9 protein-coding genes, 1 tRNA gene, 1 pseudogene and 1 CRISPR repeat array are annotated in these 12,356 nt (G+C 65.5%); of the genes and pseudogenes, 2 read left to right on the top strand and 9 right to left on the bottom strand.

What is annotated here, in order from left to right:
- Positions 1-99: 99 nt before the first annotated feature.
- The 3 genes from IPM18_07150 to IPM18_07140 form a co-directional block, all read right to left on the bottom strand.
- Positions 100-1,368: an HlyC/CorC family transporter gene (locus IPM18_07150; protein MBK9119366.1), complete on the bottom strand. Its 1,269-nt coding sequence runs from the start codon at positions 1,366-1,368 to the stop codon at positions 100-102.
- Positions 1,369-1,501: 133 nt separating this feature from the next.
- Positions 1,502-2,512: a 50S ribosome-binding GTPase gene (locus IPM18_07145; protein MBK9119365.1), complete on the bottom strand. Its 1,011-nt coding sequence runs from the start codon at positions 2,510-2,512 to the stop codon at positions 1,502-1,504.
- Between the two features lie 128 nt (positions 2,513-2,640).
- Positions 2,641-3,429 carry a type III pantothenate kinase gene (locus tag IPM18_07140; protein ID MBK9119364.1) on the bottom strand — a complete coding sequence of 263 codons (789 nt, stop codon included), beginning with the start codon at positions 3,427-3,429 and terminating at the stop codon, positions 2,641-2,643.
- Between the two features lie 992 nt (positions 3,430-4,421).
- Here IPM18_07140 and IPM18_07135 point away from each other — a divergent pair.
- Together IPM18_07135 and IPM18_07130 are read left to right on the top strand one after the other, a co-directional pair.
- Positions 4,422-4,823, top strand: a pseudogene (locus IPM18_07135) (hypothetical protein).
- A gap of 727 nt (positions 4,824-5,550) precedes the next feature.
- Positions 5,551-5,919 (top strand): hypothetical protein, encoded by a 369-nt coding sequence (locus IPM18_07130; protein MBK9119363.1) that lies wholly within the window; start codon positions 5,551-5,553, stop codon positions 5,917-5,919.
- A 268-nt stretch (positions 5,920-6,187) separates the two neighbouring features.
- Here the strand turns inward: IPM18_07130 and IPM18_07125 are convergent, their stop codons facing one another.
- The 6 genes from IPM18_07125 to cas1 form a co-directional block, all read right to left on the bottom strand.
- Positions 6,188-6,340, bottom strand: a complete 153-nt coding sequence (locus tag IPM18_07125; GenBank protein MBK9119362.1) for a hypothetical protein — start codon at positions 6,338-6,340, stop codon at positions 6,188-6,190.
- A 170-nt stretch (positions 6,341-6,510) separates the two neighbouring features.
- Entirely contained in the window at positions 6,511-7,419 is a 909-nt protein-coding gene (locus IPM18_07120; protein ID MBK9119361.1) for a prepilin-type N-terminal cleavage/methylation domain-containing protein, read from the bottom strand.
- A gap of 336 nt (positions 7,420-7,755) precedes the next feature.
- The gene (locus IPM18_07115) at positions 7,756-8,703 is read right to left on the bottom strand and encodes a prepilin-type N-terminal cleavage/methylation domain-containing protein (protein ID MBK9119360.1); all 948 of its coding nucleotides are present in this window, start codon (positions 8,701-8,703) and stop codon (positions 7,756-7,758) included.
- Positions 8,704-8,993: 290 nt separating this feature from the next.
- Positions 8,994-9,067 (bottom strand) — tRNA-Cys (locus tag IPM18_07110).
- Between the two features lie 343 nt (positions 9,068-9,410).
- Positions 9,411-11,008: a CRISPR direct-repeat array (repeat unit 34 nt; unit sequence TGCGGGTTGCTCGCGGGCTGGGGTCGGTTACACT).
- A 48-nt stretch (positions 11,009-11,056) separates the two neighbouring features.
- Positions 11,057-11,362: a CRISPR-associated endonuclease Cas2 gene (gene cas2 / locus IPM18_07105; protein MBK9119359.1), complete on the bottom strand. Its 306-nt coding sequence runs from the start codon at positions 11,360-11,362 to the stop codon at positions 11,057-11,059.
- Positions 11,363-11,379: 17 nt separating this feature from the next.
- On the bottom strand, positions 11,380-12,342 hold the full coding sequence (gene cas1, locus IPM18_07100; GenBank protein ID MBK9119358.1) for a type II CRISPR-associated endonuclease Cas1: 963 nt from the start codon (positions 12,340-12,342) through the stop codon (positions 11,380-11,382).
- Positions 12,343-12,356: the final 14 nt, after the last annotated feature.

Genomic DNA, 12,356 nt, shown 5'->3' with positions numbered 1-12,356 from the left:
GACCCACCGCTGCCCCTCGCATAGATCAGACTACAAAGTGGACCAGCCGAAGTCCAGCAGTATCCGGCAACGTGGTGTCGCGGTCGGCTGCCGGGCAACTCAACTCGCCTGGGCGCGCTCGCGCTGTACGTGCAGGCGCAGCCGCTTGATGCGGCGCGGCTCGGCTTCGACGATCTGCACGTGAATGTTGCCGTGAACGAACTCCTCGCCGGCCGCTGGGATCTTTCCAAGCGTGGCGAAAACAAAGCCACCAATGGTCTCGTAGTCTTCTTCCTCCGGCAATTCAATATCGAGTTCAGCGTTGATTTCGCTGATGTGGACGCGCGCATCGACCTCCAGCGTGGTCTCGTCCAGCCGGTTCATGGCGGGTGGCGGGCTCTGGTCGTACTCGTCGTCGATTTCACCGACGAGTTCTTCAAGGATGTCCTCGATCGTGCAAAGGCCGGCCGTGCCACCGTACTCGTCAAGCACGATGGCGATCTGTACCCGCGTAGCACGGAACTCGTCCAGCAGCGCGTCGATCGTCTTGGTTTCCGGGACGTAGGGCGCCGTGCGCATGACGGTTCGCACATCGAACGGCTCATCGGAGTTGAGCCGGAGGAGATCCTTGGCGTAAACCACCCCCACGATGTGGTCGATCGTGCCCTCGTACACCGGGATCCGCGAGTGTCCGGTACTCAGGATCATTGCCCGCACGTCGTCGTAAGTCGCGTTGGCGGGCAGGGCGTGAATGTCCGTCCGCGGCGTCATGATCGCGGTAACGGGCGTCTCATCGAGTTCGAAGACGGACTCGATCATCTCCTTCTTCTCTTCATCGACCGCACCGTAGGCCTCACCCTCGGACACGGCATCGAGGATCTCCTGCTCGACGCGCTCACTTTCCTCCTCATCGTTGAAGTCGGCCTTGCCGAGCAGTCGCCGCACGACGAACTCGACGCCATCAAAGACGCGCCCCATGGGCCAGAAGATCCATCGCATCACCATCAACAGGTGCAGACTCGCCGCGAGAATGCGTTCGCCGGCATGCACGGCCAGCGCGTGCGGTACGGCGATGGAGAAGATCGCCAACACGAGCAGTGTGACGGCCCCACTCTCCACCCCCAGCCAGAAGCTGGTCTCCCGGGACAAGTGCGCGACGAAGAGATGCAGGACGAAGCCCAGCATGCCCAGGTGCAGACTGAGTCGAAACAAGCCGAGAACCGTCTGCAGTTCCCAGTCCACCCGGTCAAGCCAGGTCAGCCAGCGCTCGCGATGACCGTTGGTCAACAACGCTGCCAGCTTCGACCGTGAAAACGTTCGAATCGTGTAGACCAGCGTCGAGACATACAGCGTCAGACCCAGCAGGGCCAGCCCGAGGACGCCTATCAAGTACACACTCCCAAATCCACCCGTATCCGCCGCCCGGACCGCATTGGCCGGGCCTGGACGAACACGCGAATCTTATGCTAGCCGCAGCCGCGCGCCGGCCGCAACCGGAATTCGCACGTCGCACGTGGCCGCTTCAGCCGGAATCCTGTGACGTTAATTCTTTCTCCAATAACCAGTTAGGATCGGCTAGCCGCATGGCGACGACCTCCGAAAACGCTGCGGGCGCGTCGAGTTCCCGGGACTCCGGACACAGGACGGTGGCCAGTTGGTTCCGCAAAACCTCCAACCCCAAACCGATCTGCGCGGCCGCCACAACAGTCCGGGAGGCCCAGGCCGGCGGGAGCAAGGCATGGCAACGTGCAGCATGGTCTTGAGTCCCACACGCATCGGCCTTGTTCCAGACGACGGCGGCCGGCGGGGGGCCGGCATATTCCTGCACGAACGCGGTCGTTACCTCCGCGGCTTCGGGGCGACCATCAAGTACAACCACGACAGCGTCCGCCCGCGCCGCCAGTTCGCGGGTCCGTGCCATGGCGACCGCTTCGAGCGCATCATCCCCGGAGCGCAGTCCAGCCGTATCGATCCACTCTACCGGGAAGCCCGCCAACTCGGCCTCAAAGCCGATCCAGTCCCGGGTTGTCCCCGGGCGGTCGGATACGACCGCAACCGGCCGATCGGCCAGCGCGTTCGCGAGCGTGCTCTTGCCGGCGTTGGGGGGGCCGGCGAGGACCAGCCGCAGCGGCTGTTCGAACCGGCGAGCGATGTGCCGCCGCGCAGCAATCGCAGCCCACTCGGTTTGGGCCATGTCCGCAGGCAGTGTGCGCAGTTGATCGCGTGCCTTCCGCAGTCGGGGGGGTTGCGCGAGCAGCCAACGAACACCGCGGAGCGTGCGCATACCGGGTAAGGACCGGATGGCTTCGACCTCCAGGAAGTCGGCCGCGTTCCACAGTGCGGGGGCAACTGCAGGCCGCGCGCTGGGCAGCAAAGACCGGACGCGTGCCACCAGTACAGGGTTGCCATGCAGGTGTACGCGAATTTCCGGTGCTTCCGCCGACCCATGGAACGAGACGAGGATGTCGTCGAGTAGCTCGTCCCCTTGCACCAGCCGCGCCCGGACCACCTGGCCGGCGGGACGCCAGGCCAACGGGGTTCCAAGCGAGCTTTGGAGATGCTGCTCACGAAAACAACTCGCCGTCGGGCCCCAGATCCGGAAGATAGCGATCGCGGCCGGGCCGGCGTCGGTCAAGAGTTCAGCACCCCCGCCATCCGCATTCACGGCTGTCCCGCCGCCTGGCGATAGGCGAGTGCAATGCCCATGAGGCACAGGTCGGGGACCACCGCGTCGACAAAATCGGCGAATTCGGCGACGAGTGGCGCGTTGCCGCCGGTGATCACCAGCCGGGGCCATTCGCGCAGTTCGGTCGCATAGCGCTCCACGATCTCCCGCAACGCTCCCACGGCGCCGTAGACGATTCCGTTTACGATGGCATCGTGCGTGTTGCGACCGAAAACCGCGCCCGGTCGTCCCGGTTGGATCTGTGGCAGCTCGGCTGTGCCTTCATGGAGTGCGTCGCAGCCCATCTGGAAACCCGGCAGGATCGCTCCGCCGAGGAAATGACCGGCCGCTGACACGCAATCCACGGTAATGGCTGTTCCGAACGAGGCGACCGCGCAGGGTCCGCGGAGGCGTTCGTAGGCGGCGGCGGCGGCACAGACACGGTCGACCCCCACCTCGGTTTCGTTGTCCACGTCCACCGGCAATGGGAGGGGGAGGTCGTCCCGGACACGCCATGGCGTCTGATCGGTGAGTTCCTCCACAAGTTGTTCGACCGCGATGGCACTGCGCGGTGCGACACTGCCAAGGACGACCGCGCGCCGTTCGCCCTGCATCGTGCTCCAGGTGGCCTGGAGCGCCGTTCGGAGTGCGTCTTCATCGTGGGCGCGCACGCGCTGCGCATCGTGCAGACCGTCACCGTCCCAGATGCTCACGCCGACGCGCGAGTTGCCGATGTCGAGAACAAGCAGCGCGTCAACAGGCGCCACGATGCGGGCTTGATGCATAACATTGCTCACTGCGTGGCCGCCGACCATCGTTGCGGCCTGAACCCATCGGGACAGGTCTGTCCCTGCGACCCCCTCCGACACGATCTACGCCTGCGCACGGTACCGCGCTAGCTCTCCGCGTCAACGGTGAGGTGCTGGGCCGTGCGGCCGCTGGGAAGTTCAACGGTACGGAACTGTGGGGGGCGCAGATGCGCGCCCCCGCGCGCACGCGGCTGCATTCCGATCATCGCATCGGCTACACTGCCGCCATGAGCAAAACCGTCCGTACCCGGTTCGCCCCGTCCCCCACGGGCTACCTCCACATCGGCGGCGCGCGCACCGCGCTTTTCAACTATCTGCTTGCCCGAAATGCCGGCGGGCAGTTTCTGCTGCGCATCGAAGATACCGATCAGACCCGCAATATCGCGGCAGCCGATGCCAAGCTCCTCGACGACCTGCGCTGGCTCGGGCTGCAATGGGACGAAGGCCCGGAAGTGGGCGGTCCGTGCGGACCGTACCATCAAAGCCAGCGGCTCGACCGCTACGCGGCGGCCGCGCAGCAACTTCTCGCAACCGGCTGGGCTTACTACGCCTTCGAGACCCGCGAAGAACTCGAAACCATGCGCACTTCCGCCCAGAAAGCCGGGCAGCGCGGCTTCCGCTATCCGCGCCCGGAGCGCTTCCCCAGCGCAGCCGAGGCGGACGCTGCCCGGGCAGCCGGGCGGCCCGTGGTCGTACGGTTCAAGATGCCGCAGCGCGACATCATCGTGAACGACGCCATCCTCGGTGATGTGACGATCGCCGCGACCGAATTGAGCGATTTTGTGCTGGTCAAGGCCGACGGCTGGCCAACGTACCATTTTGCGGTCGTCGTCGACGACATCGCCATGCGCATCACGCACGTGCTCCGAGGGCAGGAGCACCTGATGAATACACCGAACCATATTGCCCTGTTCGAGGCCTTCGGCGCACCGCTGCCCGTCTTCGCGCACCTGCCGATCATTTTCAACATGTCCGGCACGAAGATGAGCAAACGCGAGAAGGACAAGGTCGTCCGCGACGCCGTCCGCCAGCGCGGCCTCTCCACGGATCAGCTTCGTACGGCCGCCGGCTTCAAACCAACCGACCGCAACGCCGACGAGACCCTCGCGTCCTGGCTGGCGGGTGAGACGCAGCTCGAGTCCGACCGCCTCCAGCGGCTCGCGGCCGCGCTGCACCTGACGCTGCCCGAGATCGACATCCACGATTTCCGCCGCAGTGGCTACCTGCCCGAGGTGCTGCTCAACTTCATCGCGCTGCTCGGCTGGTCCCCTGGCGACGACCGCGAGAAGTTCACCCTCGATGAACTCGTGCAGGCCTTCTCGCTCGAGCGCATCGGCAAGACCAACGCGCGCTTCGACCGCGACAAGCTGCTGGCCTTCAACACCGCTGCGGCCGCCGCTCTCCCGTCCCAGCGGCTCGTACCGGCCTTCCGAGACTTCGCCCAGATCAACGAACTGGCCACCCTGGCCGCGCTCGACGATGCCGCGCTCGCGCACGTTCTCGAGCTCTGCGCGGCTTCCGCACATTCGCCGATGTCGTGCTCAAGTGCGGCCCGCTGTTCGAGCCCGACGACGCCTATCCCTTCGATGACAAAGCCGTGCAGAAGTGGCTGCTCAAGGGCGATCCCAGCGGCGCCGCCGTCCTCCGTGACCTCCACCCGCGGCTCGCGGCCCTCGTCGACTGGCAGCCGGCCGCAATCGACGCGGCGATCCGCGCATTCGCCGAGGCGACCGGCCTGGGTCTCGGCAAGGTCGCCCAGCCCCTGCGCGTCGCGGTTACAGGCACAACCATCAGCCCGCAGATCTCCGACACGCTGGCCCTCCTCGGCCGCGAACGCACCCTCCGCCGCGTCGATCGTGCTCTTCAGACGGAAAAACCGTAAATGCACCCCGGGCAACATCGGTTTCCCGCCGGTGCCAAGCGCACGCGTGGGAGAGTCCCTATGATCGACACCCGCAGTCGCACCCCTTGGATCGCGCGGCCGATTGGCGGATGAGGACATCCACATTCCCCCTTACCGCTTGCCCCCACCGCCCCGGCGCGTTACACGACATCCGGCGCCGCCCCTTCGCACCGCGACGCCGCCGAGGAGCCCGCATGTTTCGTGCCACCCATCACCCCCGCACAATCTACGGATTATTCCTTGCCGGGTTGGCCGCCTGCACGGGCTGTGCCGGCGCCATCCACGGCGAATGGCACCTCGTCCGGGCCACGCCCAGCCGGCAGGTCTTCGCAGTAGACAACGCCGTCTTTCGCGCTAACGGCACTTACCAGGCGGTGGTGACGTTCGAGGGTGTTACCACTGCTCAGGAGGGGACGTACGACTTTGACGGCACGAAGCTGCGCGTGCGCTTTGCCTCCGGCGGGCAGCGCACCTGGGTGGCGAACGCCCGCCCAGGTCAGCTCCAGATCAACGACGGAGATCGCCGGGTGATTCTCCAGCGTGGCCAGCGGGGCACACGCTGAAGCCCCAGGTTAACAGGCCCCCAACTCCGGGTTGCACCCCAGAAACTAGGTCAGTCGCCACCGCACCCCTGACTGGCGCGCTACGGATGGTAAACCGTACCACTCCCGCCCCTTCTATGTGCCGCGAGACCCCCTCGCCACGTTGGGGACGAACACACAATCACAGCTTGGTCACATGGAATCCCCGCGCAGATCAACCCTCTCACCCGAAACCTCCTTGTTTCGGGTGCGGGCGGTATCCCGCACGACGCTCACCGATCGGCGACGGCTACAGGAACAGCAGCGAAATCGCCAGCGGGAGCAACAGGATGACCACGGTCGCCACATCCATGGGTGTCTGCTCGTCGGGCCGCCACCGGAAGATGGCGAGTCGACGGGCCGGGCCCGGGACCGTGCTTATCGGAACTTTTCTCCGCGCCATGGCAGAATTGTACCGGCCGGCCGCGCCCCTGTGAACCCCCGCCAGAAGATTAATTGATATTGGGGTATTGATGACCCTGCAACCCGTCGCTGGCGCAAGATCGCGGGCGGGCAACGCCACGCGTCACCCGCCCGCATCAAGATCATCCCTAGAGTGGCGGCCGGTCGCAATCAGCGCGGCGGGTCACACGTCTTGATGTTCACCTGGTAGAACCAGGGATGGGGGCGGGTCACGCCGAACTTGTACACCCAGTCGGGGTTCAGGCCAGCCCAGCCCGGACCGCAGTAGCCGCGTGTGTCGACGAAGCGATGTTCCGCATGTCCATCGATAAAGCCCATCGAGTGCCGCCCGAACTTGCCATGCCAGCCCTGTGTAACGGTCCGCGACGCCAGGCCACTGTTCATGGGCGCTTCGAGGAACATGACGTACGTGCCTGCGTACTTCGTAAGTGCCACGCGATGCAACGCCCGCACAGCGGGATCCCAAAGCGGATAATTCTGCGTCACAAGCTGGCTGGGCGTCTGGTAGTACAACTGGAAGATGGACTGCATGTTCCAGAAGTAGCTGGTGCCGACGGCCTGATACGTGCTGATGCTGTCCGGAGCGACAGGGGTGCTCTCCATGATGCTGGCCGTCCGGTCCGACGGGCAGCGCAACACCGGAACTTCCGTGTATCTCTCAATCGTGCTCCCGGTCATCACATCGGGCTCGGGATCGGCGCCCAGGAGGTAGCGGTTGAAGGGGCGCGTCTGGACCGGGGCATGGAACAGACCCTGGTTATACGTTCGCCAATACTCGTGCGAGGTGCGTCCTCCGTAGGCCCACGGGCACAGCCCAATCCAGTTCGAGGTCGTCGTCACGAGATAGGGGAACGAGTCTTTGGACTCGACGAAATACAAGTTCGCGGCCTGCATCACCGTGCGGACCTGCGCAAGGCAGGTTGCCACCTTGGCCTGTTCTCGCGCGTCACGCAGTGAGGGCAACAGAATGGAGATCAGCAGGGCAATGATCGCCACGACCACCAGCAATTCGATCAGCGTGAAACCACGCACAGCCATCGCCCGTCGACGGATCATCATTGGACTCCGTTTTAGCCCCAGCACTTCCAACTTGGCGGTCCAACCACCCAGCGTAGCCGACCGACCACACCGACCGCCGATGGGCCGGAGTGTAACGAGATCTTCATGTGTGCATTATACACCCCCCATTACTGCCCGGCACCAGATTTTGGCGTGATCCGGTTCGAATTCCTAGGTGGCTGGCCACAACCGCGCGGCGGCGAGTTTGAACCGGTTCAAGTTACCGTCTTATAACTTTTCAACGCCCTCACCAATCCCCGCGTCCGCGCATGCGCATGCGCCGCCCGCCCGCCCCACACATGCGCTCTTTCCGACCTCCACCGCCGACCCACGATACTACCGCGGGGGGTCGCAGTTCTTCCGCTCCCGCGTCGGTCCGCCATTCGAGACGCTGTACGCAATCGGCGCGGGCTTCGGCGCCTCATTCAGCCCGATCTTGTACACCCAACTCGGATTGATCGCCGTCCAGCCCGGTCCGCAGTACCCCCGCGTATCGGCGACGGTGTACGCTGCGTGCCCGTCCAGGTAGCCGGTCACATGTTTGTTGAACTTGCGGTGGTAACCAAAGCCCGGCTGCAGCGCCAACACATTGTAATTCATCGGATCTTCCAGAAACATCGTAAACGTCGAGGAGTGCCGCGCCAGCACGTCGCGCGTCAGGCGGCGGAAGAACTCCGGCCAATATGGAACTCCGGCCGAGCTGTTGAAGGCGATGTTGTTGTAGCTCGAACCGAAGAGGGCCGTCAGGTTGTAGTGGTAGCTCGTACCCACGTCGATGTAGGAGGCCACCGGATCCGGATTCGGGTCGGCCGTCGACCGGTTTGCGCTGGAGAATGTGTCCGACGGGCACCGCAACTGCGGCACCTCCGAGCGTTTCGAAATCACGCCGTTTATCACCATGTCCGGCTCCGGGTCGGCCCCGAGCAGGTACTTGTTGAACGGACGCGTCTGTACCGGCAGATAGTAGATGTTCGCTGGCACACCCGCGAAGCCGGTGCGCCAACGATCGGAGGCCGTCGCTCCGCCGAAGGCCCACGGGCAGACCGCGTAGGTATTACCGATGTTGCTCACCATCGCCGGGAAGTTGTCATTGTGCTCGAGGAAGTACTGCACCGCAGCGGTGGTGAGGTTCTTGAAGTTGCCGAGGCAGCGGGTGACCTTTCCCTGCTCGCGGGCCTCCTGCAAGGCCGGCAGGAGGATGGAGATCAGCAGGGCGATGATCGCCACGACCACGAGCAGTTCTATCAACGTAAAAGCCCCCCGCAAGTTCTGCGATTTGATCATCGTGCATACTCCTCAGGCGCGCCCAGGATCGGAAGACGCGGCGCCCCGGCCGGGCTGCGCTGTGGCTGGGTCGCCATGCATTGCATTCGCCGGGTGACCGGCAGTATTCGGGGAGAAAGCTCGCCAGAAACGGACAGTCCACGCTGCGAGCGTGTGCGGTTGCGCCTGGGCGGCAGCCCGTCCCAACACACCGGCGCAGCACCCTTCGGCCGCAGTCACTGCCGGCAACAACTCTTTGCCGGCACATCCAAACAAGAGCGTGGAAATGGGCCCCCGGTGACATGGGTGCAAGGTGGCGGTGGGATTCGAACCCACGAATAACGGATTTGCAATCCGCTCCCTTAGTCCACTCGGGCACGCCACCACGTGCAGTACCACCAGGCGCGGGTGGGAAACACCCGGCACACCAGCGTACGCAGCCGTCCCTGCCCGGCGGCCAGCCCCTCGTACGAAGGATGCTCGCCCTGTAACCACTCCGCGCCGCCTCCAGGGGATACCCCGGGCGACCAGCGCGGGCCGGATGGCACGACTGCGGCAGCCCAGAATGGTATCCCAAGGGTTGGCGCGGGTAAAGGCCCGCACTCACGCCGATTCGGGGGAGAATTCGCTGCTGGACTGTGGTTCCGTGTGCGTTGAGGTGTGTTCATGTCCGCGCTCCGATTGTGGACCGGAAAGTGCCCCCCCCCCCCCCGCACCCCTTGTCCGGCCGCGGCTTGCTCGCGGGCTGGGGTCGGTTACACTCCGCATCACTCTCGCCCGGCCGCTGGGGGCGTTGCGGGTTGCTCGCGGGCTGGGGTCGGTTACACTGTGACAGAGCGCATACAGCACGTCACACAGGTTGCGGGTTGCTCGCGGGCTGGGGTCGGTTACACTTCTGACCCAGCGCTGGGCTGACCAGTCCGAGTTGCGGGTTGCTCGCGGGCTGGGGTCGGTTACACTTCGCAACGGGGACGGGGTGGTCGATCTGCAGTTGCGGGTTGCTCGCGGGCTGGGGTCGGTTACACTGCGCGTCGCGTCGCTGACGATCACCGGCAGTTGCGGGTTGCTCGCGGGCTGGGGTCGGTTACACTTCGCCGCCCGCACGGCCGTCAATACCCGTTGTTGCGGGTTGCTCGCGGGCTGGGGTCGGTTACACTCACGGGGACGATCGAGACCGACGACTCGTAGTTGCGGGTTGCTCGCGGGCTGGGGTCGGTTACACTCTGGCGGCGATGGGGGTGATGCACCTCGCAGTTGCGGGTTGCTCGCGGGCTGGGGTCGGTTACACTCCGCGGGACTGCGGCAGTCGTCGTCGACCAGTTGCGGGTTGCTCGCGGGCTGGGGTCGGTTACACTACGACGGCCGCGACACCGACGAGGAGGAGCGTTGCGGGTTGCTCGCGGGCTGGGGTCGGTTACACTGCGCGGGCCTACGGAGCGGATGCCCGCCGAGTTGCGGGTTGCTCGCGGGCTGGGGTCGGTTACACTTCGACCACCCCGTCCCCGTTGCGATCCATAGTTGCGGGTTGCTCGCGGGCTGGGGTCGGTTACACTCGCGGCCGTCGTCCTCGTACAGCTCGGCCAGGTTGCGGGTTGCTCGCGGGCTGGGGTCGGTTACACTGCCCGCAGCGCGGACAGGTCGCAATCCGCCGTTGCGGGTTGCTCGCGGGCTGGGGTCGGTTACACTTAGATCGACTGAATTCCGGCCACGGTGACCGTTGCGGGTTGCTCGCGGGCTGGGGTCGGTTACACTGCTCGGTTGACGCGATGTTCGCTGCGAACAGTTGCGGGTTGCTCGCGGGCTGGGGTCGGTTACACTGACTGCTGCGAAGGCGCACAGAGCGCACTGGTTGCGGGTTGCTCGCGGGCTGGGGTCGGTTACACTAACGCCCCGTGTCTGTGTAACCCGCTTGGGGTTGCGGGTTGCTCGCGGGCTGGGGTCGGTTACACTGAGTGCCAATCCATGTCCTGCGATAGTTCGGTTGCGGGTTGCTCGCGGGCTGGGGTCGGTTACACTTTGCGACGGCGCCGGTACTGTGGCTGTGTAGTTGCGGGTTGCTCGCGGGCTGGGGTCGGTTACACTCGGCCCGGGAACCCGCCGCACTCGCACAAGGTTGCGGGTTGCTCGCGGGCTGGGGTCGGTTACACTCTCCGCGATGGACGCCTTGGCAGTCCTTGAGTTGCGGGTTGCTCGCGGGCTGGGGTCGGTTACACTCTGCCCCCCCGCGCCCCCGCCCCCGGTGCGGTTGCTCGCGGGCTGGGGTGGTTACACTCCCGGTTGCGATCCGACGTTTGCGGGTTGCTCGCGGGCTGGGGTCGGTTACACTCCTGACCCTGTAACTCGCGGCTTCTGCGGCAGTTGCGGTGAGAATGCGCTAGAAAAGTTCGAGTTGGGCCGGGGCCGGTTCAGCCGGCTTACGCAGTTTCCCCCAGAAAATGCGCATCCGCTCGAACTGCTTGTCGGTGATGGACAACAGGCGCACCTCCCCATGATCGGGCAAGACGCGCTGGACGCGCTGCGCATGCACCTCATTGTTCTCCTCGCTGGCACAGTGGCGAATATACACTGAGAACTGCATCCGGGTGAAACCGTCCTTCAGCAGCGCTTTGCGAAACTGGGTATATGCCCGCCGCGCCTCCCGGGTGTCGACGGGCAGGTCGAACATCGCCACCAGCCACATACAGCGGTACCCGCTAATCACAGGATGGGCTCGGTGTCCGCAGCACTCTCGGCGGCCACAGGGATTTCAAGCCGTTTCGCATTACCTTCCAAGCAGCGCACCAGCGAAGCCACGTAACCGGGCAGCGCCACCAGCAGAGGCCCGTGCTCGCCGCCCGTGCGGACCCTTTGCACGAGGACTTCGAGCAGGGCGCGCTTCGCCCCGGGGTGCAGCTCCGTTTCACCGGCGCGCACCAGTTCCCGCACGCGGGCATCGACCAGCGGGCGCAGCGGCTCGAGCAGATCATCGGCGAGGCAGAAGTAGTTCGCCCGGTGGCTGTGCTTCAGCCCGATGGCCGGGAGCAGCCCGCCCGAGACGACGGCGCGGGCCACGGCGGCGCGGACGACCGCGTAGCCGTAATTGAGCAGGTTGTTGGGCGGCGGACCGTCCCGCAGCCGGCGAAACCCGTCGGCACACTGAATGTCCGTCAACCACGCCGCCCAGTAGGCCCGGGCCGCCTGGGCCTCGACGTTGGTCGGATCGCCCGAACGCACCGCGCGGGCCTGCACCTGCAACCGGGTGCGCGCGGCCGAGCCGCGCGGCAGGTTCGCGGCCTGGGCCCGGACCTTGGCCGCCACGATCTGCTTCCACAGCCCTTTCCGCCGGGGGGCGCGGATCGCAAGCTGGAGGCGCAGGCGCCGCACCACTTCGGCGTGCTCGCTGAACGGCAACAGCATGCCGGCGGGAAGATGATCCTGGCCGCAGATCACGGTCGCGACGCCACAGCGCAGAAGCTGCACAAGCGCGGCGTGGGAGTAGGTGCAGCCAGTGTGTTCCACCAGCAGAACGCCCAGATCCTCGCAGGGGATCGCGGCCACGAGCTCGGGGGGTTGGGCGGGCAGGCGTTGGGGGGGCTCGTCCTTGCGCAGGATGAGCAACTGACCGTCGCGGACCGTCAGGTGGGCAGGGTGCTGGGAGATTTCGACGGTGCGTTTGATCATGGTGACCGCCACCC

This window comes from Phycisphaerales bacterium (genome assembly GCA_016716475.1).
GTDB lineage: Bacteria > Planctomycetota > Phycisphaerae > UBA1845 > Fen-1342 > JADJWG01.
Note: the sequence above shows the minus strand (reverse complement) of the source record. Positions and strands in the feature narration are given on the sequence as shown.

Coding starts and splice junctions, on each gene's coding strand:
- IPM18_07115 (MBK9119360.1), bottom strand. CDS start 8,703: ATGATCAAATCGCAGAACTTGCGGGGGGCTTTTACGTTGATAGAACTG.
- IPM18_07130 (MBK9119363.1), top strand. CDS start 5,551: ATGTTTCGTGCCACCCATCACCCCCGCACAATCTACGGATTATTCCTT.
- cas1 (MBK9119358.1), bottom strand. CDS start 12,342: ATGATCAAACGCACCGTCGAAATCTCCCAGCACCCTGCCCACCTGACG.
- IPM18_07125 (MBK9119362.1), bottom strand. CDS start 6,340: ATGGCGCGGAGAAAAGTTCCGATAAGCACGGTCCCGGGCCCGGCCCGT.
- IPM18_07120 (MBK9119361.1), bottom strand. CDS start 7,419: ATGATGATCCGTCGACGGGCGATGGCTGTGCGTGGTTTCACGCTGATC.
- cas2 (MBK9119359.1), bottom strand. CDS start 11,362: ATGTGGCTGGTGGCGATGTTCGACCTGCCCGTCGACACCCGGGAGGCG.
- IPM18_07140 (MBK9119364.1), bottom strand. CDS start 3,429: ATGCATCAAGCCCGCATCGTGGCGCCTGTTGACGCGCTGCTTGTTCTC.